Below are 23,894 nucleotides of genomic sequence, written 5' to 3'. Positions count from 1 at the left end.
TCAGAAGCTCAGCACCGACCACAGCCGCTGGCCGACCACGCCGCGCGTCAGCGCATCGGACGGGTCGCGGCCACCGCTGGCGGACATGATCTCGTAGCCCTTGCGGACGACGCCGCGCGGCTGCACGTGGATGCTGCGGACCTCGCCGCGGACGTGTTCTTCCTCGATCCGCGTGGCCTGGCCACCCTCGTCGATGACGACCCGCTCGACGCGGGGCTCGGGGCGTCCGGCGAGCACGTCGGGCGCGTCGGGACGCAGGGCGGCGGTCTGGGCCGCGACCGGCTGCAGCAGGGCGCAGAGCGCGATCGCCGCGAGGGCGGAGGCGTGGCGGGATGACATGCCCGGGATTCTAGGCGGGGGGCTGCCGACCCCACCCGTCGCACAATGTCCGGATGAGCCAGACCCCGGACGACAAGACCCACGCCGCCGCCCCGGCACAGCGCCCGCTGCTGCTGCTGATCGACGGCTCCAGCTACCTCTACCGCGCCTACCACGCGATGCCCGACCTGCGCGGCCCGGACGGCCAGCCGACCGGCGCGGTGCACGGCCTGGTGGCCATGCTGACCCAGCTGCGCGGCCAGTTCAAGGCCGAACACGCGGCCTGCGTCTTCGACGCCAAGGGACCGACCTTCCGCGATGCCTGGTACCCCGAATACAAGGCCCAGCGCGCGCCGATGCCCGACGACCTGCGGGCCCAGATCGAGCCGATCCACGAGGTCGTGCGGCTGCTCGGCTGGCCGGTGCTGGAGGTCCCCGGCATCGAGGCCGACGACGCCATCGGCACGCTCGCCCGCCTCGCCGAGGCCAGCGGCCATCGCGTGCTGATCTCGACCGGCGACAAGGACCTGGCGCAGCTGGTCACGCCGCATGTCACGCTGATCAACACGATGAGCCGCGAGTCGCTGGACGTCGACGGCGTCATGGCCAAGTTCGGCGTGCCGCCCGATCGCATCGTCGACTACCTGACGCTGATGGGCGACACGGTCGACAACGTGCCCGGCGTCGAGAAGGTCGGCCCGAAGACAGCCGCCAAGTGGATCGCCGAACACGGCTCGCTCGACGGCGTGGTGGCCAACGCCGCGTCGATCAAGGGCGTTGCCGGCGAGAACCTGCGCAAGGCGCTGGACTGGCTGCCGATGGGCCGCCAGCTCGTCACCGTCAAGACCGACTGCGACCTGAGCGGCCACGTCGACGGCTGGCCCGCGCTGGAGGCGCTGGCGCTGCGCGAGATCGACCGCGAGCGGCTGCTGGCCTTCTACACGCGCAACGGCTTCAAGACCTGGCGGCGCGACCTGGAGGCGCAGATCGGCGCGCAGCTGTCGCTCGATGGCTCATCGGATGAGCCAGTGGCGGCGACATCGGCAGCAGCCATGCCCGCCGCACCCGCCGGCCCGGCGCCCGAGAAGCGCTACGACTGCATCACCACGCTCGATGCGCTCGACAGCTGGATCGCCCGGCTGCGCGCCGCGCCGCTGGTGGCGGTCGACACCGAGACCGACTCGCTCGACGCGATGCGCGCCCGCATCGTCGGCATCAGCTTCGCGGTGCAGCCCTACGAGGCCGCCTATGTGCCGGTCGGCCACGACTACCCCGGCGCGCCCGAGCAGCTGGCGCTGGACGACGTGCTGGCGCGGCTGCGGCCGTGGCTGGAGGACGCCAACGCGCTGAAGGTCGGCCAGAACATCAAGTACGACCGCCACGTCTTCGCCAACCACGGCATCACCGTGCGGGGTTATGCCCACGACACGATGCTGCAGAGCTATGTGCTGGAAGCGCACAAGCCGCATGGCCTGTCCAGCCTGGCCGAACGCCACCTGGGCCGCAGCGGCATCGCCTACGAGGACCTGTGCGGCAAGGGCGCCAGCCAGATCCCCTTCAGCCATGTCGCGGTCGACCAGGCGACGACCTATTCCGGCGAGGACAGCGAGATGACGCTGCAGGTCCACGAGACCCTGTGGCCGCAGCTGCAGGCCGAGCCGAAGCTGCGCGAGCTGTACACGCACATCGAGATGCCGGCCTGCGAGGTGCTGGCGCACATCGAGCGCACGGGGGTGCGCATCGACGCCGGCGTGCTGGCGCGCCAGAGCCACCAGCTGGCCCAGCGCATGATGACGCTCGAACAGGAAGCGCACGCCATCGCCGGCCAGCCCTTCAACATGGGCAGCCCGAAGCAGATCGGCGAGATCCTGTTCGTCAAGCTCGGCCTGCCGGTGCGCAAGAAGACCGCCACCGGCGCGCCCAGCACCGACGAGGACGTGCTGCAGGAACTGGCCGCCGACTACCCGCTGCCGCAGCGCATCCTCGAACACCGCAGCCTGGCCAAGCTCAAGGGCACCTACACCGACAAGCTGCCGCAGATGGTCAACCCGGCCACCGGGCGCGTGCACACGAACTACGCGCAGGCCGTGGCGATCACCGGGCGGCTGTCCAGCAACGACCCGAACCTGCAGAACATCCCCATCCGCACGGCCGAGGGCCGGCGCGTGCGCGAGGCCTTCGTGCCACCCGAGGGCTGGCACATCGTCAGCGCCGACTACTCGCAGATCGAGCTGCGCCTGATGGCCCACATCAGCGGCGACGCCAACCTGCTCAAGGCCTTTGCCGACGGGCTGGACGTCCACCGCGCGACCGCCGCCGAGGTCTTCGGCATCGCGGTCGACCAGGTCAGCTCCGAACAGCGCCGCTACGCCAAGACCATCAACTTCGGGCTGATCTACGGCATGGGCGCGTTCGGGCTGGCGCAGTCGCTGGGCATCGAGCAGAAGGCCGCGCGCGACTACATCGACCGCTACTTCGCCCGCTACCCGGACGTGCGCCGCTACATGGACGACACCAAGGCGTCGGCCAAGGCACTCGGCTACGTCGAGACGCTCTACGGCCGGCGCATCTACCTGCCCGAGATCAACGGCGGCAACGGCCCGCGCAAGGCCGGTGCCGAACGCCAGGCCATCAACGCGCCGATGCAGGGCACGGCGGCCGACCTGATCAAGCTGGCGATGGTGGCGGTGCAGGACACGCTCGACCGCGAGGGCCGGGCCAGCCGGATGATCATGCAGGTCCACGACGAACTCGTGCTCGAAGTGCCCGACGCCGAACTGGCCTGGGCCCGCGAGGCCCTGCCGCGCCTGATGGCCGGCGTCGCCGACCTCCGCGTGCCGCTGGTGGCCGAGGTCGGTGTCGGCCACAACTGGGATGAAGCACATTGAGCACGCGCCATCGACGAGCCTCGACGGAGAACGCCATGAACGCCGACTCGCGCCTGTCCCGTTCCGAGCGCGACCTGCGGTCGCTGTTCACCGAGCGCCACGTGGCCGCGCTGGGCACGCTGGACGAGGCCGGCGCGCCGTCGCTGTCGATGGTGCCGTTTGCCGTGCTGATCGGGCATGCCGACGAGGTGGGTGGTGAGCTCGCGCTGATCCTGCATGTCAGCGAGCTGGCCGCCCACACCCGCCAGATGCGTCAGGAGCCGCGCGTCGCCCTGCTGGTCACCGCCAGCGAGGACGCCGCCGACACGCCGCAGGCGCTGCCCCGCGTGAGCCTGTCGGCCACGGCGAGCTTCGTCGAGCCCGGCACCGACCGGCATGCGCGGGCCAGCGCGGCCTACCTGGCGCGTTTTCCGCAGTCCGAGCTGATGACGCAGCTGCCCGACTTCCAGTTCGTCGCGCTGATGCCGACCGCCGTGCGCCATGTCGCCGGCTTCGGTGCGGCGCGTTCGGTCGATCCGGCCGACCTGGCGCGTGTCCTTCGGGACCTGCGGCCGGGCGCCTGAGTCCTGTCCTTCAAACCACGACAAGAGAGCGAGACAACACCATGCGCAAGGTCGTCTGGGGCGTGCTGAGCACCGCCCGCATCGGCACCACCAAGGTCCTGCCCGGCATGCTCAAGAGCGATCAGCTCGAGATCCGCGCGCTGGCGTCGCGCAACCTCGCGTCCGCGCAGGATGCGGCCGCGAAGCTGGGCATCCCGGTCGCCTACGGCAGCTACGAGGACCTGCTGGCCGACGCGGCCATCGAGGCCGTCTACAACCCCTTGCCCAACCACCTGCACGTGCCGCTGACGTTGGCCGCAGCGCGGGCCGGCAAGCATGTGCTGTGCGAGAAGCCGATCGCGCTGAATGCCGACGAGGCCGCGCAGCTGCGCGAGGTCGCCGGCCAGGTCCACATCATGGAAGCCTTCATGGTGCGCTTCCACCCGCAATGGATCCGCGCCCGCGAGCTGGTGCGCACTGGCCGCATCGGCCGGCTGACCGGCATCCAGGTGTGGTTCTCCTACTTCAACAACGACCCGGCCAACATCCGCAACCAGGCCGACATCGGCGGCGGCGCGCTCTACGACATCGGCTGCTACCCGGTCGTCGCGGGCCGCTGGTTCTTCGAGAGCGAACCGCTGCGCGTGGTCGCGCTGGCCGACCGCGATCCGGCCTTCGGCACCGACCGCCTGTTCAGCGCGCTGCTGGACTTCGGCGCCGGCCGCCAGCTGAACTTCAGCGTCGCGATGCAGACGGTGCCCTACCAGCGCATCCAGCTGATCGGCGAACACGGCCGCATCGAGATCGTCATCCCGTTCAACGCGCCGCAGGGCGCCAGCACGCAGATCCGGCTGGACGACGGCCGCGCGCTCGACGGTGCCGGCATCAACACCCAGAACGTTGCCGAGAGCGACCAGTACCAGCTGCAGGGCGAGGCCTTCTCGGCGGCGGTGCGTGGCGACATCCCGCTGCCCTACGGCGTCGACGACGCGGTGCAGAACATGCGCATCATCGATGCGCTGTATGCCAGCGAGCGGCAGGGCGGCTGGGTCAGCCTGTGAGCCACCCGGGGTGATGTCGGGCAAGGCGACATGATCACGCTGGTCACCGGCAGTGCCGGCCATCTCGGCGAGGCGCTGATGCGCACGCTGCGTGCCGAAGGGCAGGCGGTGCGCGGCATCGACCGCCTGCCGTCACCGTGGACCGACCAGGTCGGTGACATCGCCGATCCGGCCTTCGTGCGCGGTGCGATGGCCGGCATCACCCAGGTGCTGCACACCGCCACGCTGCACAAGCCGCATGTCGAGTCGCACCCGCGCCAGGCCTTCGTCGACACCAACATCACCGGCACGCTGAACCTGCTCGAAGCCGCCGCCGCCGCCGCCGAGGGCGTGTCGGCCTTCGTCTTCACCAGCACCACCAGCGCCTTCGGCGCCGCGCTGCGCCCGCCGCCGGGCGCGCCGGCGGTGTGGGTCGACGAGACGCTGGCGCCGGTCGTGCGCAACATCTACGGCGCGACCAAGACGGCGGCCGAGGACCTGTGCGAGCTGATGCACCGGCTGAAGCGATTGCCGGTGATCGTGCTGCGCACCAGCCGCTTCTTCCCCGAGGACGACGACGAGCCGCAGGCCCGCCAGCGCTGGTCGCCGGACAACCTGCAGGCCAACGAGCTGCTGCACCGGCGCGTCGACGTCGAGGACGTCGTCGAGGCCCACCGCGTTGCCTTGCGCGAGGCCGGCCGGATCGGCTGGGGCCGCTACATCGTCAGCGCGACGACCCCCTTCCACCGCGACGACTGCGCCGCGCTGGGCCATGACACCGCCGCCGTGCTGCGCCAGCGCGTGCCGGGCTGGGAGGCCGTCTACGCCCGCCACGGCTGGTCGGCGCCCGACACGCTGGACCGCGTGTACGACAACCGCGCCGCCCGCGAGCAACTGGGCTGGCAACCGAAGGTCGACTTCGCCAGCGCACTGGCCCGCCTGGAAGCCACCGGCGACCTGCGCAGCCCGCTGGCGCGGGCGATCGGCCGCAAGGGGTATCACCGGGCCGGGTGAGCCGGCAGAGCTGTCGCTGCGGGGACTGCGATGTGTCTTCTGTTGAAATGTGCGGGCTGCCTCACAACCCTCATTTCCATGTACTTCCTGGCCGGGAAGAACGTTGACCTTCCGCAAGGCGTTTCCCCATGACCACCAAGCCGGTTGCCAAGACCGCAGCGCCCCGCGCCCGCACACGCTCGACCGTTCATGCCGGACCGGTGACCCTGGAGATGGTCGCCCAGGCGGCTGGCGTGTCGCCCAGCACCGTCTCGCGCATCCTCAACGGCACGGCGGTGGTCAGCGCGGCCAAGAAGCAGGCCGTTGACGAGGCCATCGCCGCGCTCGGCTTCGTGCCCAACCCGGTCGCGCGCGGCCTGGCTGGCGGACGTACGCTGAGCGTGGGGGTCGTCGCGCTGTCGATCGACAGCCCGTTCTACGGCGTGGCCATGCGCGGCATCGAGGACGAACTCGGCCGCGCCGGCTACAGCCCGCTGTTCGTCAGCGGCCACTGGAACGTCGACGAGGAACTGCGCTGCATCGAGCTGCTCAAGGCCCGGCGGGTCGACGGGATCATCGTGCTGACCGGCCGTCTGAGCGACACCGCCCTGCGGGCGCAGGCCCGCTCGCTGCCGCTGGTCGTCACCGGGCGCACGCTCAAGGCACCGGGCCTGTGTGCGCTGGCCGGCGACGACGAGGCCGGTGCGCGGCTGGCCACGCAGCATCTGCTGGACCTTGGCCACCGGCGCATCGCCTTCATCGCCGGCGATGCCGCACATCCCGATGCCGAGGCGCGCAAGCGCGGTCACCTCGCGGCGCTGCAGGACGCCGGCATCACGCCCGACCCGGCGCTGATCCTGCAAGGCGACTACCACGAGGCCGGTGGCCAGCAGGCGGTCGAGCGGCTGCTGCAAGGCGGCCGGCGCTTCACGGCGATCTTCTCGGCCAACGACCAGATGGCGCTCGGTGGCCTGCTGGCGCTGCATCGCCGGGGCCTGCGGGTGCCCGATGACATCTCGCTGATCGGCTACGACAACCTGGCCGTGGCCCAGTTCGCCACCCCGCCGCTGACCACCGTGCACCACGCCGGCTACGAGCTCGGGCAGACGGCCGCACAGGCCATGCTGTCGCTGCTGTCGGGCGTCAAGCCGACCCAGCAGCTGGCACCGCCGCGCCTGATCGTGCGCGAGTCGACCCGCAGCCTCAAGGGCTGAGCGCCAGCGTCTCGCCCCCTCCCGGCGTCGAGCCGGGCGCCTCGCCTGCCCCAGGCAATCCCTCGGTTGACAGTCGCTTTCGCACGCCTCTACAGTTCGTGAAAGCGCTTTCAGCCGATTCGTGAAAGCGCCGTCAGGCTCCTGAGCGGGCCGCCTTCCACCCCTGCAGGAGACCGCCATGTCACGCACCCATCGCCCCTTTCCCGCACCGTCGCCGCGTCGCATGGCGCTGACCCGCCTGTCCCTGCTCGGACTGCTGGCGTGCGGCGCCTTCCAGGCCCAGGCCCAAGCCCAGACCCAGACGCTCACGGTGGCCGCCTTCCCGGCGCTCGACGAGATCGTCAAGGCCGCGATCCCGGTCTGGAAGCAGACCCATCCCAATGTCGAGATCAAGGTCGTCAGCCGCCAGTTCGGCGACCACCACACGGCGATGACGACGGCCTTGTCGACCTCGTCGAACCTGCACGACGTGATGGCGCTCGAGTTCGGCTTCGTCGGCCGTTTCGCCGAAGGCGGCGGTCTGGAGGACCTGGCCAAGGCGCCCTACAACATCGGCGCCAGCAAGGGCCGCTTCGTCTCCTATGCCTACCGGCAGGCGACCGCCGACAACGGCGCGGTCGTCGCCGCGCCGGCCGACATCGGCCCGGGCACCTTGCTCTACCGCAGCGACCTGCTGCAGAAGGCCGGCCTGACCGAGGCCGACCTGACCCGGTCGTGGGACAGCTACATCGCCTCGGGCGTCAAGCTCAAGGCCGCCACCGGCGCCTATCTGCTGGCCCACGCACGCGACATCAAGGACATCGCGATCCGCGCCAACGTCAAGGCCGGCGAGGGCCTCTACTTCGACGACAAGGGCAACATCCTGGTCGACGGACCCCGCTTCGTGCGGGCCTTCGAGCTGGCCAAGTCGGTGCGTGACCAGAAGCTCGACGGCAAGATCGGCGCCTGGTCCAACGAGTGGTCCGAGGGCTTCAAGCGCGGCACCATCGGCACCCAGATGATGGGCGCCTGGCTGGCCGGCCACCTCAGCAACTGGCTGGCACCCAACACCAAGGGCCAGTGGCGTGCGGCCCAGTTGCCCGAAGGCGCCTGGGCGTCCTACGGCGGCAGCTTCTACGCCTTGCCCAAGGGCGCGAATGCCGCCAACAAGGCGCTGGCCTGGGAGTTCGTCCAGATGATGACGCTGAATGCGGCCATCCAGCAGGCCGCGTTCAAGTCGCAGGACGCCTTCCCGGCGCTGCTCGAAACCCACAAGGACGCCTTCTTCGACCAGCCGATCGAGTTCCTCGGCGGCCAGAAGGCCCGCGTGATCTGGCGCGAGGCGACGACCCGCATCAACGCGCTGGACGTCAACAAGTTCGACCCGATCGCCGAGGAGATCGTCAACACCGAACTCGACAAGGTGCTCGACCAGGGCAAGGACATCAAGACCGCCCTGGCCGACGCCCGCAAGCTGCTGGAACGCCGCGCGCGCCGTTGATGACGACCTGACCGCGAGCCTTGCGATGACCTCCACACGCCGACTCCGCCTGCCCCCGGCCTGGGCCCCCTACGTGTTCATCAGCCCGTTCCTGGTGCTGTTCGCGGTGTTCGGCGTGTTCCCGCTGTCGTTCTCGCTCTACCTGGCCTTCCAGTCCTGGGAGCCGACGGCAGGGCTGGCGTCGATGAAGTTCGTCGGCTTCGAGAACTTCGTCTTCGCGCTGCAGGACGAGTGGTTCTGGAAGTCGCTGTCCAACACCGGCTGGCTGGCCTTCGTGTCGGGCGTGCCGCAGCACATCGTGGCGATCCCGCTGGCCTACTTCATCCACACCAGCTTCAGGCGCCTGCGCAACGGCGTGGTCGGGGCCTACTTCCTGCCCTACATCACGTCGACGGTCGCGATCTCGATGATGTTCTCGACGCTGTTCTCGACCGACTACGGCCTGATCAACCAGGGCCTGGGCTGGCTGGCAGGCGTTGCGCCGGTGGACTGGCTGAACAGGGCCGAAAACGTCAAGCCGGCCATCTCGCTGGTGGTGTTCTGGCGCTATGTGGGCTTCAACGTGGTGCTCTACCTCGCCGCCCTGCAGACCATCCCCAAGGACCTCTACGAGGCCGCGACGATGGACGGTGCCGGGCGCTTCCAGCAGTTCGTCTTCATCACGCTGCCCAGCCTGCGGCCGATGATCTATTTCGGCGTCACGCTCAGCGTCATCGGCGGGCTGCAGCTGTTCGAGGAGCCCTTCATCCTCGTCGGTGCGCGCGGCGGCACCGACCAGAGCGGCATGACCACGGCCATGTACATGTACCGCACCGCCTTCGAGTTCAACGACTTCGGTGCGGCCAGCGCGATGTCCTGGCTGCTGTTCGCCTTCGTCGCGGTGCTGACCTGGCTCACCAACCGGGCCTTCAAGCCGCGCGGGCCGTCGGCGGCCTGAGCCGCTCGCGGTGCCAGGCCCTGTCCATCCCCCAAGCCGGACCTTCCGATGACGTTCACCTCCGACCGCATGGCCCCGTGGGCCGCCTACGTGCTGGTGGGCATCGGCGCGCTGATCATGCTCGCGCCGTTCTACTTCATGTTCGTGTTCGCGAGCCACTCGCGCACCGAGATCTTCAGCCTGCCGCCGCCGCTGTTCTTCGGTGACGCGCTGGCGCACAACATCGAGCTGCTGACCGGCAGGATCCCGTTCTGGCGCAACCTCGGCCTGAGCCTCTACGTGGCGCTGGCCAGCACCGCGCTGACGCTGCTGTTCTGTTCGATGGGCGGCTATGCCTTCGCGCTGTTCGAGTTCCGCTTCAAGCAGCCGCTGTTCACGCTGGTGATGGCCACCATGCTGCTGCCGTCCTTCCTCGGGATGATCCCGACCTTCATGATCATGGACGCCTTCGGCTGGATCGACCAGCCGCGCGCGCTCTACATCCCCGGTGCGGCCAGCGCCTTCGGCATCTTCCTGATGCGGCAGTTCGTCGGCTCGTCGATCCCGCGCGAACTCGTCGAGGCCGCGCGCATGGACGGCTGCGGCGAGTTCGGCATCTACTGGCGCATCGTGCTGCCGCTGCTGGGGCCGGCGCTCGGCACGCTCGGCCTGATCACCTTCATCGCCAGCTGGAACAACTTCATCGGCCCGCTGATCGTCATGCGCAGCCCCGAGATGTACACGCTGCCGCTGGCCCTGCGCAGCATGCAGAGCCCCGTCAACACCGAGTGGGGCGCGCTGATGGCCGGCTCGGCCATTGCCACGCTGCCGCTGCTGGTGCTGTTCGCGCTGTCCTCGCGGCAGCTGATTTCCGGGCTGACCACCGGCGCCGTCAAGTGACGCAGCCGGTGGCGTGCCACCGGCCCCCGTTCCCAACCTGAACCCGGCCCCCCCGGGCCGACATCCCATGCCCACCCACGCGTACGCACCGCCGGTCCCGTTGCCGGCGCAGCCGTTTCCTGCCCGCTTCCAATGGGGCGTGGCCACCAGCGCCTTCCAGATCGAGGGCGCCGCCGATGCCGACGGCAAGGGGCCGTCGATCTGGGACACCTTCTGCCGCCGACCCGGCGTCATCGCCGATGGCAGCGATGGCACGCGGGCCTGCGAGCACTACCACCGGCTGGAGGCCGACCTCGACCTGATCGCCAGCCTGGGCGTCGACGCCTACCGCTTCTCGATCGCCTGGCCACGCGTGCGGCCGACCGGCGCGGGCGCATGGAACGAGGCGGGCCTGGCGTTCTACGACCGGCTGATCGACGGCCTGCTGGCGCGTGGCATCCGGCCCCACCTGACGCTGAACCACTGGGACCTGCCCGAAGCCCTGCAGGCCGCCGGCGGCTGGGCCGCACGCGCGACGGTCGACCGCTTCGTCGAGTACGCGCTGGGCATCGCCGCCCGCTACGGCGAACGCGTGGCGGCCATCACCACGCACAACGAACCCTGGGTCGTGGCCGTGCTCGGCCACGACGCCGGCATCTTCGCGCCCGGCATCCGCGACCGGGGTGTCGCGGCGCAGGTCTCGCATCACCTGCTGCTGAGCCACGGCCGCGCGGTGCGGGCCATGCGCGAGGCGGGGTGCAGCGTGCCGATGGGCATCGTGCTGAACCTGTCGCCGACCGTGCCGGCGACCGACAGCGAGGCCGACCAGGCGCGTGCAGTGCTGGAGGACGGCCGGCTTCTGCGCTGGTACATGGACCCGCTGTTCCGCCGCTGTTATCCGGCCGACGTGCTGGCCGACCTGGGGCCGCAGGCACCGGTCATCGAGCCGGGTGACCTCGACGAGATTGCCGTGCCGATCGACTTCCTCGGCATCAACTACTACACCCGCAGCGTCGCCAGCGCCAGTGCCGCGTGGGTGCCCGGCAGCAGCGGCCTTCCGTTGACCGACATGGGCTGGGAGATCCACGCGCCCAGCCTCACCGACCTGCTGGTGCGCCTGGCCCGCGATTACCCCGTGCCGCCGCTGACGATCACCGAGAACGGCGGCGCCTTTCCCGACCGCTGCGTCGACGGGCAGGTCGCCGACCACGACCGCACCGTCTACCTGCGCGATCACATCGATGCCGTCGCGGAGGCGATGCGTCAGGGCGTGCCCGTCAACGGCTACTTCGTCTGGAGCCTGCTCGACAACTTCGAGTGGGCTTCGGGCTACGCCAAGCGCTTCGGCATCGTGCATGTCGACTACGCGACCCAGGTGCGCACACCCAAGGCCAGCGCGCACTGGTATCGCCACTTCCTGCAACAGCAACAGGCCCTGCGCTCGCGCGCGGCGGCGAACTCGACGGGAGACTGACATGGGCCAGGTGACGCTGCGCGGCATCCGCAAGAGCTACGACAAGACCGAGGTCATCAAGGGCATCGACCTGGACGTGCGGGACGGCGAGTTCCTCGTGTTCGTCGGGCCTTCGGGCTGCGGCAAGTCCACCACGCTGCGCATGATCGCGGGCCTGGAGAGCATCACCACCGGCGATCTGCTGATCGACGGCGAGCGTGCCAACGACCGCCACCCGGCCGATCGCGGCGCGGCGATGGTGTTCCAGAGCTACGCCCTCTATCCGCACATGACCGTGGCCGAGAACATGGGCTTCTCGCTGCGCATGGCCGGTGTGTCCAAGGCCGAACGTGCGGCGTCGGTGGGCCGCGCGGCCGAGATCCTGCGCATGACGGACCTGCTCGCGCGCTACCCCAAGGAACTGTCCGGCGGCCAGCGCCAGCGCGTGGCCATCGGCCGCGCGATCGTGCGCAAGCCCAAGGTCTTCCTGTTCGACGAGCCGCTGTCCAACCTCGATGCCGCCCTGCGCGTGAACATGCGCATCGAGCTGTCGCGGCTGCATGCCGAACTGGGCAGCACGATGATCTACGTGACCCATGACCAGGTCGAGGCCATGACGATGGGCGACCGCATCGCCGTGTTCAACCAGGGCATCGTCGAACAGCTCGGCGCGCCGCTGGACCTCTACAACCGGCCGGCCAACACCTTTGTCGCGACCTTCCTCGGGGCGCCCCGCATCAACCTGATCGACCGGCCGGCGGCTGAGGCGGTGGCTGATGCGGCGGCGGCGCACCAGCAGCTGTGGGCTGCGCTGACCGGTGCCGGCACGACGGGCGTCGCCAAGGCCCGTCGCATCGGCCTGCGCCCCGAGCACCTGCACCTGCGCCCGGCCGGCGAGGGCGTGCCCGCCGAGGTCGTGCTGGCCGAGCATCTCGGCGATGTCTCGATCGTCCACCTGCGCGTGGCCGGCGTGGCGGAGCTGCTCAGTGCCAAGGTCGCGGCCGTTCATTCGAAGGTCTGCGCCGGTCAGACCGTGGGACTGGTGCCCGACAGTGCCTGGGCGCTGGGCTTTGACGATCAGGGTCGCTGCTTGTCCTGACCTGACGTCGACTCAACATGACAAAAGGGACCCTCTCGGGTCCCTTTCTCTTGCCTCGTCGCGTGGTCGCTTGGCGTCAGTTGCGCGACCACCAGACCTCGTCGACATAGACCTTGACGCGGCTGCCCACCGCCGCACCGCCGGCGTTGCCGGTGTTGCCGTAGCGGTCGCCGATCGAGAACGGGTGGGTCACCTTGGTGAGGTCGAACCGCGAGGTCGGCGCCGAGGTGCCGAAGGCCGGGGCGCCGGCCGCCTTGATCGCCGCGATCGGGATCGACAGCGTGTGCCACTGGCCGTCGTTGACGTAGCCGTAGCCATCGGCATTGGTGTTGCTGAGGGTCAGGTAGACGTCGTAGGCGCTGGCGCCGCTGCCGGTCATGAAGCCGACCTCGAGCTTGCCGGGGTAGGTCGAGCGGAGCTTGAAGTTCAGGCGGCCGGTGGCCTCGAACAGGCTCAGGTCCGCCACTTCCGAAGAGCCGGACGCCGAGCTGGACAGCGCGAAGTGGCCCCAGCCGTAGCTGGCCGGTGCCGGTGCGATCTCGCGGTAGGGCGCGTTGACATCGGTGCCGACGGGGATCTCGCCCGAGAAGGACGTGTCGGCGCCGCCATTGCCGCCGTCGCCGCCGAAGCCGATCCATTGCAGCGTGCCGGCGCGGGCCTCGTCGGCGATGCTGGCATTGGCGTAGACGACGTAGCGCGACTGGCTGATGGTCGACTGCACCACCGTCGGCGCCGACACGGCGTCTGCCGCCGCGCAGCTGCCCGGCTCGGCGACGACGCCGGGCACGTTGGCGTAGAGATCCTGCACCTGGCAGCGGGCCTGGCGTGCGACGTTGAACAGGCCCCACTTGTCGTCGCGGCCTTTCCAGGGTTCGTCGAAGGCCTCGAAGTAGACGATCGCGCGCGGCCCCGAGCCACTCGCGCGGGCGCCGTCGCGCCAGGCGTTGAGGCGATCGAAGTACATCTTCTGGTTGACCGGATGGGCGCGGAAGAACTCGCCGGCCGAGGGCGAGGCCTTCCAGCCGGTCTCGCCGATGACGATCGGCAGGTCGGTGCGGCCACGGCTGTCGAGATGGGCGCGCACCTTGTCGTGTTCGCGGCGTGCCGAGGCGATGGCCGCGTCCATCATGGCCGTTGCACGTGGCGCGCCGGCCGCAGCCGACTGCTGTTCCCAGTCCCACGGCGAGATGGCCGGCGGGATCGTGTCGAGCAGCGGGTAGGTGTGCATCGACACGAAGTCGATCTGGTCGAGCACCGCCTTCGGGTCGTTCGGCTCGCCGGAGGCATTGGCGTAGAAGGCCCAGTTGTCGTCGGTGGTGACGGGCTGGGTGATGGCGTCGCGCACCGTCTTCACGTAGGCCGCGATCTGGGCCGACGTGAACTTGTTGAACGACCAGTTCACCAGCGTCTCGTTGCCGACGCTGACCGCCAGCACGGTGTTCCGATGGGTGTTGGCCAGCGCGATGCCACGCGCGATCTCGGCGTCGTTGAAGGCCGGATTGCCGTTCTGGACGTAGATGCCGAGCATCACCTTCACGTCGAGCGCGTGGTCGCGGATCACCTCCAGCGTCAGCTTGGCGACCTTGTCCGAGCTGTCGAACAGCCGGATCAGCTTGAAGCCGCCGGCGATCAGCAGGTCGAGGTCCTGCTTGACCATCGCCGCCGTGATGGTCTCGTTGGCGCGGCCGGCATCGTTGACGGCGGTGCGGTAGGGCGAATAGGCGACCGCCTTGCGGCCGGTGAACTCCGCGCCCAGCGGGCGCACCGACACGCCGGTCGACGGCACCGTGCCGCCACCGCCGCAGGCGACGACGAGCAGGGCCGCAGACAGGCTCAGGGACAGCATCCGCACGCTGCGGGCCACGAGGGTGTGGGTCATGGAAGAGGTTCCGTTCGAGATCGGCTTGACAAGGTCCGGCGGCACGTGGGCGTCACTGCGCATAGACGACCCCCAGACCCATCCAGTTGCCGCTGCGCGCGACCCGCGAGTCGACGTTGGTGAAGGAGGCATTGCCCGGCATCGACATCGGCGCCAGGCCGAGCCGGCCGTAGCGCACCCAGCCCGCCAGGCCGTAGACGGCGAGGCCGCCGCCGAACTCGTACTGCAGGCCATAGGCGTTGATCAGCGCCGAGTTGGACTGACCCCGCTCGCTGGGGTTGTCGGTGCTGGCCTTGCCGAGATGGACCAGACCGGTCGAGCCGATCCACGGGCCGATGCGGTAGCGCAGGCCGGCCATCAGGTCGACCGAGGTGGCCGGGTAGCCGGGGTTGGCCACGCCGTTCAGGCTGCCGTTCCAGTCGACGTTGAACATGTTGTTCCACTGCGCCGGTGGCCCTGTCTTCGTGATGACGGCATAGGCGCCACTCCAGCGGTTGCGGCGCACGCCGCCGGAGACTTCCAGCCGGCTGTCGACCTGGTAGCGCGCCATCGCCATCGCGATGCTCTGGCCCGAGCCGCCGAGCTTGGCGTCATCGTCGGCGTTGGGCGTCAGGCCGGTGAACGGGCCGTGGCTCCAGGCCGACGGCGTGCCGTTGCGGGTGTCCTGCGCCATCGCGTCGACGACCAGGTCGCCGTGTCGGTACTGGCCGTAGAACTCCAGGAAACGCGGCTTGTTGACCTTGAAGCCGGTGTTGCCGCGGTCCCAGGTGGCCTCCAGCACGAGGTCGCCGTCGAGCACGTCGAACGGCCGCGTGGTGTAGCGCACCGCCTTCGTCAGCAGGCCATAGCCGGCCCCGGCCGAGCCCCAGGCATCGGCCACGCCGACGTTGCTGCCATAGGGGTAGTCGGCCACGCTCCAGGTCCGCGTGGTCATCGCGCCGACGCGCAGGCTGCCGAGGTCCTCGTGACTGATCGCCGCGTTCTTCTCGTACCAGAAGCCGGGGATGTCGGCCTTGCCGTCGCGCCAGCGCTGGCTCAGCAGGCCCTGCAGCCGATAGCCGCCGCCGAGGTCGAACTTCGCGCCCAGATAGGGCTGGAGCAGCGTGGTCGTCTGCGTGTGGCGCCCGTAGGGCTTGCCGGCGACCAGCTCGTCGGCCCAGAAGCGCTGCTTGTCCTCGGCGGGAAAACGCTGGCAGTCGGGGCACTGATTGCTGCCGGTCTGCGACTCGATCTTGGCGAAGCCGCTGAGCGTGAACGGACCGAGGTCGAGCGCGTGGGCGACCGATGCGCCCAGCAAGAGGCCTGCGCCACAGGCGGCATAGCGTGCGGCGCGCACCGGCCGGTGCGGCAAGGGGGCGATGACCATGGGTTTCCTGAGTCTTTTTGAGAGAAATGTGAAAGCGCTTTCAAAGAATACCGAGGGTATCCGTCGGACGTCAACGTGAAGCCGCCCCGTGTTTTCCCTTGACGCGGAAGTGCCGATGGCCACGGCCATCCCGAGCGATCAAGGGTCGAGTCGATGCTTCCGGGTCCGTCGTCACCGCTTGGCTACGCGACGTTCGGGTAAACCTGCCTATGACGCATGAAAGCGCTTTCAATAAGATCCGGCCCGACGGTCAATGGGGCCGGATTCAAGGACGGACATGCGTGCGTTGAGCACTTGCTTCCTGGCATTGGCGTGGCTGGTCGGCCTGACGATGCTGACCCTGCCGGCGGCCTATGCGCAGCCGGTGAAGGCGGGCGCCGCCACGTACTTCCTGACGCCCAAGGGCGGCGATGCGCAGCCGCCGGCCGCGCCCCACCGAACGGCCGAGATGGCGCGCCGCGCCGCGCCGACCAACCAGTGGTACTCGGCCCTGGTCTTCAGCGCCACGCCGGAGGCGCTCTACGCGCAGCCGCTGTCGGTCAAGGCGACAGCCGCCGGCCTGGAGATGGCCCTGCCGATCCGGCAGGTGGTGCCGACCGAGCGGCGCGATGTCGAGATCCACTACCCGCACGCGGATCCGCTTCTGCTCGCGCCGGTCGCCTTCGAACCCGGGCCGGCGCAGCTGGCGCGGGCCAGCGACTGGGCCATCGACATCGCCATGTCGCGCGGTGCCGACGAGCTGCTCTACACCGTGGCGCACGGCAGTCCGTTTGTCTCGATGCAGATCAGCCGGGGTGACGTACGCGTGCGCCTGCCCGCCGGCGCCGAACGCATCGAGGGGTTGGCCGACGCGCGTGTGCTGGTCGTGCAGTCCGGCCCGCGTCGCTACGCCTTGTTCGGCCCGACCGGCGTGCGCTGGGAATCGGCCGGCGTCCACGACTGGATCGCCCGCCTGCCCGAGGGCAAGGGCTACCTCGCCGCTGCCGCCTTGCCCGATCGCGAGCCGGCCACGCTGGCGCTGTTCGCGCGTCATGCCTATGCCTTCATCACCGACACCCGGGCCGACTGGCGGGTCGAGCTGGCGCAGGGGCGTGTCGAGACCACCTTCCAGCTGAACACCCGCACGATGGAAGGACCGGATGCCGGGCCGCTGGTGGCCCTCTATCCGCACCATTGGCACGACAACGCCTCGCTCGCCGGTCGATTGGGGCCGGCCTTCGACACGATCCGCGGCCCCCTCAAGCTGCTCGCCGCATCGCGCTTCACGACCCGTTCGGCCTACGACGGGTTCGTGCCCCACTGGCCCGCCGTGGCCGATGAACACGGGCTTCCCGCGCTGCGCGAGGTCATGAAGACCGACGTGCGCAACGCGCGCCGGCTGATGCTGGAGATCGGCAACGGCCCCTACTGGCAGGGCAAGGGCCTGCAGCGCATCACCAAGCTGCTGGACGTGGTCGAGCAGCAGGGCGATGCGGCGGCGAGCGAGCAACTGCTCAAGCTGCTCAAGGGCCGCGTCGAGGACTGGTTCTCGGGCAACAGCGCCAAGACCTACTTCCACCACGACCGCACGCTGGGCACGCTGCTCGCGTATCCGGAGGAGTACTTCAGCGTCGCGCAGCTGAACGACCACCACTTCCACTACGGCTACTGGATCCGCGCGATGGCCGACATCGCGCTGCGCGACCCGGCCTGGGCCGCGAAGGACCGCTGGGGCGGCCTGGTCGACCTGCTGATCGCCGACATCGCCCATGCGCAGCGCGGTCAGGCCGACTTCCCCTACCTGCGCAACTTCGACGTCTACGAGGGCCATTCCTGGGCATCGGGCATCGGCCTGGGCTCGACCGGCAACAACCAGGAGTCGTCCTCCGAGGCCGTCAACGCCTGGGCCGCGCTGATCCAGTGGGCCGAGGTCACGGGCGACACGGCGCTGCGCGATCTCGGCATCTACCTCTACGCGAGCGAGGTGCAGGCCATCGAGCACTACTGGTTCGATCTGCACGGCCTCGTGTTCGCGCCCGAATACCCGCATGTCGAGGTCAGCATGCTGTTCGGCGCGAAGGTCGCGCACAACACCTGGTGGACCGACGAGCCGCGCCAGATCAAGGGCATCAACCTGCTGCCGCTGACGACCGCGTCGACCTACATGGGCCGCGACCCGGCCTTCGTCGCCCGCAGCCTGGCCACGTTGCCGCGCGACACGGAGGTCTTCCGGGCGCGTGGCAAGCGGGCCGATCCGCCCGACATCTGGCAGGACATCTTCGCGAAGTACCTCGCGCTGGCCGATCCGGCTGCCGGCCTGAAGGCCTGGGATCGCTGGGGCTCGGTCGAACTCGGCGACACCCGCAGCCACGCCTTGCACTGGCTGCTGAGCCTGAAGGCGATGGGCCCGCCGGATCTTTCCGTGCATGCCGACACCGCCCTGTATTCGGTCTTCCGGCAGGCCGACGGCCAGCGCACGCACCTGGCCTTCAACGCCGGCGCCACGCCGATCACCGTGCGCTTCACCGACGGCACCACGCTGCAGGTGCCACCCCGCTCGCTGGCGCGCAGCCGCTGAACCAGCCGAGCCCCCGGGCCCGCGACCCGTTCCGGGCGCGTTCGACCCGACGTTTTCCTCCGTCCCTCCAACACATCAGAAAGTCAGTCATGACCCATCACCTGCCTGCTCACGTCCGGAACCTCTCGACCTTGTTTGCCGCCTGCCTTCTCGCCGCCTGTGGCGGCGGCACGGCCACGCCACCGGCCGGCTCGGTCGACACCACGCCGCCGGGCCTGTCGATCACCGACAGCGTCGCCGACGCCAATGCCACCGGCGATGTCACCTTCGCGTTCACGTTCAGCGAGGACATCGGCAGCACCTTCACCGCCTCCGATGTCAGCGTCAGCGGCGGCACGAAGGGCACCTTCACGCTGGTCAGCCCGACCCGCGCGACGCTGGTCGTCAGCCCGACCGCCAGCACCACCGGCACGATCACCGTGACCGTCGCGGCCGGCGCGTTTGCCGATGCGGCCGGCAATGCCAGCACGGTCGCCGTCACGGCCACGCAGGCCTACGACACCCGCGCGGCAGTGGCCTCGGGCAACACCGGCACCTGCACGGCGGCACCCTGCATCGACTTCACCAGCGCATCCATCGTCTACGGCGGTTTCGGCAACGCCACGGGCTCGCAGGTCGATGACCCGGTGTCGGCCAGCAACAAGGTCTTCAAGCTCATCAAGGCCACCGGCGCCGAGACCTGGGCCGGCGTCACCGTGTTCCCGAACGGCCAGAACGTGGCCATCACGCCGGCGGACCTGTCGGCCGGCAAGACGGTCACGCTGCGCGTGTACTCGCCGGCGGCCGGCAAGACCATCCGGCTGAAGTTCGAGACCCAGGGCGATCCGACCCGCTCGATCGAGACCGATGCGGTCACGACGCAGGCCCATGCCTGGGAGACGCTGACCTTCAACTTCAGCAACCCCGCATCGGGCACGGCCGCGTTCAACGCGGCCTACACCTACAACATGGTCAGCGTGTTCGGCGACTTCGGCGTCTCGCCCACGGCGGACGAGACCTTCTACTTCGACGAACTCAAGTACACCGCCGCAGCGGGCGGTTCCGGTGGTTCCGGCGGCGGCACGACCCCGACGGCGCTGATCTTCTCCAGCGGCTTCGCCGCCGCCGGCCGCACGGTCCAGGGCGGTGCCTACGGCGGCTATGGCGGCAGCAACCTCGACAACTTCGGCTGTGACGGTCTGCCGGAGCATTGCGGCGGCGGTGGCAGCTTCACCGACACGGTCGCGGCGGCCGATACCGGCTTCTATTACTACTACCAGACGAGCACCCCCGCCACGGCCCTGTTTGCCGGCATCTTCCTGCAGGCCCCGGGGCTGACGACCGGCCTGAGCGCAACCGCCGACACCGCCGGGCTGCAGCTGACCAACCAGACCAGCATGACCTTCAAGTTCGGTCAGAACCCGGAGTGGTTCACCAGCGGCGCGACCAACAAGTTCCTGGTCATGCTGACGCTCGGGAAGTTCTACACGGCGGGCAGCGGTGCCTGCAACATCAAGCTCGCGAAGGTCATGACGCCCACGGCCGCAGCGGCGACGAGCTACACGGTCAACCTGAGCGATTTCACGATCACGCAGAACTGCAGCGTGCCCAACCTGACCGTGAGCGCTGCGCTGGCGCTGTCGCCGATCTCGCAGGTCGACTTCCAGGGGGCCGGCGGCACGTCGGCGATCACCGTCGGCGGCGTGGCCTCGGGTGCCAACCTGAGCGTGCCGACCGTATCGCCGGCGGTCTATCCGACCACGGTGGTGGTCAACGGCGCGGTCACCTTCCAGTGACCCTCGGGCTCAGCCGCCCAGCCCGTCGTGCAGCGCCACGAACTCCTGCGTGAGCTTGTGGCGCGGATCGAGGTGGATCATCGGGCGCGACTGCTCGTGTGACTCCTTGATCTTCACCGAGGCCGACAGGTAGGGCTGCAGGACGGGCAGGCCCTCGTCGATCAGTTCCTGCACGACCTTCTGCGGCAGGCTGGCACGCGGCTGGAACTGGTTGACCACGATGCCCTCGACCTGCAGGTCGGGGTTGTGGTCGGCCTGGATCTCCTTGACGTTGTCGAGCAGCGCGTACAGCGCGCGGCGCGAGAAGTCGTCGCAGTCGAACGGGATCAGGCAGCGCTGCGCGGCGATCAGCGCGCTGCGCGTGTAGAAGTTCAGCGCTGGCGGCGTGTCGATGTAGATGCGGTCGTAGTCGGCCGCCAGCGCATCGAGCGCGTCGCGCAGCTTGTAGATCTTGTAGCGCGACTCCAGCTTGCCGTGCAGTTCCTCCAGCGCCGGGCTGGAGGGCATCAGGTGCAGGTTCTCGAACGGCGTCTCGTAGATGTAGCCGGCCGACTTCTTCGGATCGAACGCGAAGCTCAGCGTCTGGTTGAAGAACTCGGCCACCGAGGTCTCCAGCGCATCCGCGCCGTCTCCCAGCAGGTAGCGCGTGGTGTTGCCTTGCGCATCGAGGTCGAGCACGAGGGTGCGCAGGCCCTGGCTGGCGCTGATGGCGGCCAGGTTGCTGGTGATCGTGGACTTGCCCACGCCACCCTTCTGGTTGAACACGACACGGCGCATCGGAGGTCTTTCGGTCGGGAGGTGATCGGAAGGCCGTCCCGCACCCGCAGGCCGGCAGGGCCGGTTCGGATTGTGCCTTGGATGGTGCGGTGCAGCATCTTGCTCTTCCCTGGCTTGCCACACATCAGTCGCCTGCGCTTCATGGAACTTCAAACAAGCCAATAACCTATTGTTTTCAATTCGGCTCTGCCTGAGTTGTTTGAAGTATTCGTGCTTGATTGATCAATAAAGAATATCGTTGAGGCTTTTGTGGTATGACTGATCATGAAGATGAGCAAAAAAATGGAATCAATACATCAGTTTGCCGCTCCATGTCCCGCGTGGTGTTGCAAGATTTATTGTGAGGTGAATGGTGGTGCGGGATGATATTGAGATTGACAGGGGTTCCATGATGACGGATTTCGTGGTGTTCTGGGTGATAACCATCATGCGGAGTATCGCGGGAACGGGCGGCAGCAACATGGCGCGCATCGGCTTCTCGGGCGCAATGCTCGGCTGAACGCACTTGATGTCGGCCTCGTACGTGGCCGAAAACAACCCATCCGGCTTGGTCAGCGCCACGTTTGCCATGACGCGGATGCGTCGCAAGGGATGATGGGCCGGCACGAAGTCGACGATCCGACGCATGGTGAACAGGGCTTCGTTGAGCGAATCTGGTTCGTGCATGGGCCGGAACTTCCAAGGCTGACAGTGCGTCCGCATCGGGAGTGTCAGCGGGGGCGGAGATGGGAGGCAATTTGGCAGCCTGCTGGCTGGTAGATCGTCAGGCCGCCCCGCCTCCCGAGCTTGATGTAGCGCTGCACGGCGCGAAGCCGACATTCGTATGGGTGGACAAAACACCTCTTCAAGTAGTCCAAAAAGTCATCCGCAGTCCCAATCATATCTGTCCAGCGTTGTATTTGGTGTGGCACGGATTCATGATGCGCAAATCCACCTCGGGGTATACATGCTCAGACGCTTAGTACGCGCTTTTGCATCGTGCATGAGTGCGTCTGTGGCCGCACAGTCGGGCATCGCTGACCCGTCCCAAGAACTCATGCGCCAAGACCGGCAACGCCATGAACTGCGTGAACGCATTGAGCTTCAACCGTGGTCTCCTTCTGGCCTGACTGCCCAGATTCCTTCGCAACAACTAATCCAGGAAGAGCGGCCTTGCGCCCTGATCTCCCGTGTGGCCATTCAGGGCGTTTTGTATTCTGAGGCAATGCAAAAGGCGCTCAGTGGTGTCAATGGCGATGATCCGCCAATTGGGCGCTGCTTAGGCAGTCAAGGCGTCACCCTGCTCATCAAGCGTGTGCAGCAAGCCTTGGTGGAACAAGGTTTCATCACAAGCCATGTGCATGTGCCCGAGCAAGACCTGAACAGTGGCGAATTGGTGCTGCAAATCTCTGAGGGGCGCGTTGGTCGCATCACCCAAAGCCATGGCAAATCCGCGGATGCTGAAGTCGATACAACATTGCCCGTCTTGGTGTGGGCTGTGCGCGCAGGCCGCATTCTCAATCTACGTGACATCGAACAATCGTCCGACAACCTACAGCGTCTACCGAGCCTCAAATCCAAAATCCAGATTGAACCCGGTGATGCGCCGGGCACAAGTGATTTGGCCGTGGAACTGCAGGTCACTCACCCACTGCGACTGGCACTGTCGGTAGACGACGGGGGCTTGAAAACCAGCGGCAAGCTGCAAGGCAATGCCACCCTGAGCTGGGACAACCCGGTGGGTCTGGGTGACTTGCTCTATTTCACCAAAGGCCAAGAGCTGGGCGACAAAGACAGCGGACCACGGGGCAGTCGCAACCAGATCGTGCATTACAGCGTGCCATGGGGGTATTGGTTGCTGGGCGCAGCGCTCAGCGATAACCAATTCCGCCAGACAATATACGGCCCGTACGAATCCTATTTGTACAGTGGCACCTCCAGCCACCAAGAGTTGTCCTTGTCGCGTGTCTTGCACCGCAATGCCACCAGCAAGACCACGGCCAGCCTCAAGCGCTTTGAGCGTCAGTCCAACAACTACATCGCCGACCTGGAAGTACTGGTGCAGCGCCGCCGCACCACAGGCTGGGAAGCCGGCTTGCAGCACCTGAACTATTTTGAATCGGGCACCTTGAACGCTCAAATGGCCCACCGCCAAGGCAATGCCAGTGCGGGCACTCCAGAGGCTGAAGGCGGTTCAGGTCAAACAATTGACCGTATTCGTTTGACCACTGGGTTTTTGCAATGGGTCATGCCGCTCAACACCGGTGGCCACGCTGGGCAGTACAGCACCCAAGTGCAGTGGCAATGGGCGCAAACGGACCTCACGCCGCAAGACCGATTTTGTCTGGGCAGCCGTGCCGCAGTGCGTGGCTTTGATGGCCAGCAAACCTTGTGTGGGGACAGGGGGCAACTCTGGCGGCAAGAGCTGGCAACAGGCTTTCCCACGGCATTTCAAGAAAATCTGGGCTTTGCCAAAGATATACAAGTCTATGTCGCCATCGATGCAGGCCGTGCCAGCAGCCCTGGACAACAAAGTGCCTACCTCATCTCGGGCATCGCCTTGGGCTTTCGGCACTCCCACAAGGTAAATGAGGCTTACCCACTTCAATGGGATATTTTTGTAGGCAAGCCCTTGTCACATCCTGACGGATTCGCGACTGCGCGGCAAACTGCGGGCTTTGCCTTGCGGGCCGAATACTAGAAGTCTATTGAACACCTGAACCTTTCCAAGGAGGAGAC

At 67.9% G+C, this 23,894-nt stretch carries 17 protein-coding genes and 1 pseudogene; 13 read left to right on the top strand and 5 right to left on the bottom strand.

The features are described 5' to 3' along the window. Positions 1–339: a hypothetical protein gene (locus tag ACWA7K_RS13400; protein WP_456161897.1), complete on the bottom strand. Its 339-nt coding sequence runs from the start codon at positions 337–339 to the stop codon at positions 1–3. 53 nt (positions 340–392) lie between these two features. On the opposite strand from ACWA7K_RS13400, the gene polA reads away from it, so the two are divergent. The 10 genes from polA to ACWA7K_RS13350 all read left to right on the top strand — a co-directional run bounded on the left by polA (position 393) and on the right by ACWA7K_RS13350 (position 12,822). Beyond that, positions 393–3,206: a DNA polymerase I gene (gene polA, locus ACWA7K_RS13395; RefSeq protein ID WP_456161896.1), complete on the top strand. Its 2,814-nt coding sequence runs from the start codon at positions 393–395 to the stop codon at positions 3,204–3,206. 35 nt (positions 3,207–3,241) lie between these two features. Next, the gene (locus tag ACWA7K_RS13390) at positions 3,242–3,769 is read left to right on the top strand and encodes a pyridoxamine 5'-phosphate oxidase family protein (protein WP_456161895.1); all 528 of its coding nucleotides are present in this window, start codon (positions 3,242–3,244) and stop codon (positions 3,767–3,769) included. A gap of 41 nt (positions 3,770–3,810) precedes the next feature. Further along, positions 3,811–4,809, top strand: a complete 999-nt coding sequence (locus ACWA7K_RS13385) for a Gfo/Idh/MocA family protein (RefSeq protein ID WP_456161894.1) — start codon at positions 3,811–3,813, stop codon at positions 4,807–4,809. 30 nt (positions 4,810–4,839) lie between these two features. Further along, positions 4,840–5,802 (top strand): NAD-dependent epimerase/dehydratase family protein, encoded by a 963-nt coding sequence (locus ACWA7K_RS13380; protein ID WP_456161893.1) that lies wholly within the window; start codon positions 4,840–4,842, stop codon positions 5,800–5,802. A 128-nt stretch (positions 5,803–5,930) separates the two neighbouring features. After that, positions 5,931–6,995 (top strand): LacI family DNA-binding transcriptional regulator, encoded by a 1,065-nt coding sequence (locus ACWA7K_RS13375; protein WP_456161892.1) that lies wholly within the window; start codon positions 5,931–5,933, stop codon positions 6,993–6,995. Positions 6,996–7,173: 178 nt separating this feature from the next. Then, entirely contained in the window at positions 7,174–8,475 is a 1,302-nt protein-coding gene (locus tag ACWA7K_RS13370) for an ABC transporter substrate-binding protein (RefSeq protein WP_456161891.1), read from the top strand. 25 nt (positions 8,476–8,500) lie between these two features. Next, positions 8,501–9,412 (top strand): carbohydrate ABC transporter permease, encoded by a 912-nt coding sequence (locus ACWA7K_RS13365; RefSeq protein WP_456161890.1) that lies wholly within the window; start codon positions 8,501–8,503, stop codon positions 9,410–9,412. A gap of 48 nt (positions 9,413–9,460) precedes the next feature. Further along, positions 9,461–10,291 carry a carbohydrate ABC transporter permease gene (locus ACWA7K_RS13360; RefSeq protein WP_456161889.1) on the top strand — a complete coding sequence of 277 codons (831 nt, stop codon included), beginning with the start codon at positions 9,461–9,463 and terminating at the stop codon, positions 10,289–10,291. A gap of 67 nt (positions 10,292–10,358) precedes the next feature. After that, entirely contained in the window at positions 10,359–11,744 is a 1,386-nt protein-coding gene (locus ACWA7K_RS13355) for a GH1 family beta-glucosidase (RefSeq protein ID WP_456161888.1), read from the top strand. A gap of 1 nt (position 11,745) precedes the next feature. Beyond that, the gene (locus ACWA7K_RS13350; protein ID WP_456161887.1) at positions 11,746–12,822 is read left to right on the top strand and encodes an ABC transporter ATP-binding protein; all 1,077 of its coding nucleotides are present in this window, start codon (positions 11,746–11,748) and stop codon (positions 12,820–12,822) included. A 76-nt stretch (positions 12,823–12,898) separates the two neighbouring features. Here ACWA7K_RS13350 and ACWA7K_RS13345 read toward each other — a convergent pair whose 3' ends face one another. Both ACWA7K_RS13345 and ACWA7K_RS13340 read right to left on the bottom strand, forming a co-directional pair. Next, positions 12,899–14,701: a glycosyl hydrolase family 17 protein gene (locus tag ACWA7K_RS13345; protein WP_456161886.1), complete on the bottom strand. Its 1,803-nt coding sequence runs from the start codon at positions 14,699–14,701 to the stop codon at positions 12,899–12,901. Positions 14,702–14,753: 52 nt separating this feature from the next. After that, positions 14,754–16,067, bottom strand: coding sequence for a hypothetical protein (locus tag ACWA7K_RS13340; RefSeq protein ID WP_456161885.1), 1,314 nt, complete (start codon positions 16,065–16,067; stop codon positions 14,754–14,756). 286 nt (positions 16,068–16,353) lie between these two features. On the opposite strand from ACWA7K_RS13340, the gene ACWA7K_RS13335 reads away from it, so the two are divergent. Then, positions 16,354–18,624, top strand: a complete 2,271-nt coding sequence (locus ACWA7K_RS13335; protein ID WP_456161884.1) for a glycosyl hydrolase — start codon at positions 16,354–16,356, stop codon at positions 18,622–18,624. Positions 18,625–18,713: 89 nt separating this feature from the next. Continuing rightward, positions 18,714–20,399: an Ig-like domain-containing protein gene (locus tag ACWA7K_RS13330; protein ID WP_456161883.1), complete on the top strand. Its 1,686-nt coding sequence runs from the start codon at positions 18,714–18,716 to the stop codon at positions 20,397–20,399. A gap of 9 nt (positions 20,400–20,408) precedes the next feature. Here the strand turns inward: ACWA7K_RS13330 and ACWA7K_RS13325 are convergent, their stop codons facing one another. Continuing rightward, positions 20,409–21,176 (bottom strand): ParA family protein, encoded by a 768-nt coding sequence (locus ACWA7K_RS13325; RefSeq protein WP_456161882.1) that lies wholly within the window; start codon positions 21,174–21,176, stop codon positions 20,409–20,411. A 453-nt stretch (positions 21,177–21,629) separates the two neighbouring features. Continuing rightward, positions 21,630–21,842 (bottom strand): annotated as a pseudogene (locus ACWA7K_RS13320) (IS5/IS1182 family transposase); the annotation flags it as partial. 328 nt (positions 21,843–22,170) lie between these two features. Between ACWA7K_RS13320 and ACWA7K_RS13315 the strand changes: the two are divergent. Further along, the gene (locus ACWA7K_RS13315; protein ID WP_456161881.1) at positions 22,171–23,856 is read left to right on the top strand and encodes a ShlB/FhaC/HecB family hemolysin secretion/activation protein; all 1,686 of its coding nucleotides are present in this window, start codon (positions 22,171–22,173) and stop codon (positions 23,854–23,856) included. Positions 23,857–23,894 lie beyond the last annotated feature (38 nt).

This window comes from Leptothrix mechoopdaensis (SeqCode), from assembly GCF_053893855.1.
Note: the sequence above shows the minus strand (reverse complement) of the source record. Positions and strands in the feature narration are given on the sequence as shown.

What these genes read in the sequence shown, in the direction of transcription:
- ACWA7K_RS13400 (WP_456161897.1), bottom strand. Translation starts at nt 339, where the DNA reads ATGTCATCCCGCCACGCCTCCGCCCTCGCGGCGATCGCGCTCTGCGCC.
- polA (WP_456161896.1), top strand. Translation starts at nt 393, where the DNA reads ATGAGCCAGACCCCGGACGACAAGACCCACGCCGCCGCCCCGGCACAG.
- ACWA7K_RS13390 (WP_456161895.1), top strand. Translation starts at nt 3,242, where the DNA reads ATGAACGCCGACTCGCGCCTGTCCCGTTCCGAGCGCGACCTGCGGTCG.
- ACWA7K_RS13385 (WP_456161894.1), top strand. Translation starts at nt 3,811, where the DNA reads ATGCGCAAGGTCGTCTGGGGCGTGCTGAGCACCGCCCGCATCGGCACC.
- ACWA7K_RS13380 (WP_456161893.1), top strand. Translation starts at nt 4,840, where the DNA reads ATGATCACGCTGGTCACCGGCAGTGCCGGCCATCTCGGCGAGGCGCTG.
- ACWA7K_RS13375 (WP_456161892.1), top strand. Translation starts at nt 5,931, where the DNA reads ATGACCACCAAGCCGGTTGCCAAGACCGCAGCGCCCCGCGCCCGCACA.
- ACWA7K_RS13370 (WP_456161891.1), top strand. Translation starts at nt 7,174, where the DNA reads ATGTCACGCACCCATCGCCCCTTTCCCGCACCGTCGCCGCGTCGCATG.
- ACWA7K_RS13365 (WP_456161890.1), top strand. Translation starts at nt 8,501, where the DNA reads ATGACCTCCACACGCCGACTCCGCCTGCCCCCGGCCTGGGCCCCCTAC.
- ACWA7K_RS13360 (WP_456161889.1), top strand. Translation starts at nt 9,461, where the DNA reads ATGACGTTCACCTCCGACCGCATGGCCCCGTGGGCCGCCTACGTGCTG.
- ACWA7K_RS13355 (WP_456161888.1), top strand. Translation starts at nt 10,359, where the DNA reads ATGCCCACCCACGCGTACGCACCGCCGGTCCCGTTGCCGGCGCAGCCG.
- ACWA7K_RS13350 (WP_456161887.1), top strand. Translation starts at nt 11,746, where the DNA reads ATGGGCCAGGTGACGCTGCGCGGCATCCGCAAGAGCTACGACAAGACC.
- ACWA7K_RS13345 (WP_456161886.1), bottom strand. Translation starts at nt 14,701, where the DNA reads ATGACCCACACCCTCGTGGCCCGCAGCGTGCGGATGCTGTCCCTGAGC.
- ACWA7K_RS13340 (WP_456161885.1), bottom strand. Translation starts at nt 16,067, where the DNA reads ATGGTCATCGCCCCCTTGCCGCACCGGCCGGTGCGCGCCGCACGCTAT.
- ACWA7K_RS13330 (WP_456161883.1), top strand. Translation starts at nt 18,714, where the DNA reads ATGACCCATCACCTGCCTGCTCACGTCCGGAACCTCTCGACCTTGTTT.
- ACWA7K_RS13325 (WP_456161882.1), bottom strand. Translation starts at nt 21,176, where the DNA reads ATGCGCCGTGTCGTGTTCAACCAGAAGGGTGGCGTGGGCAAGTCCACG.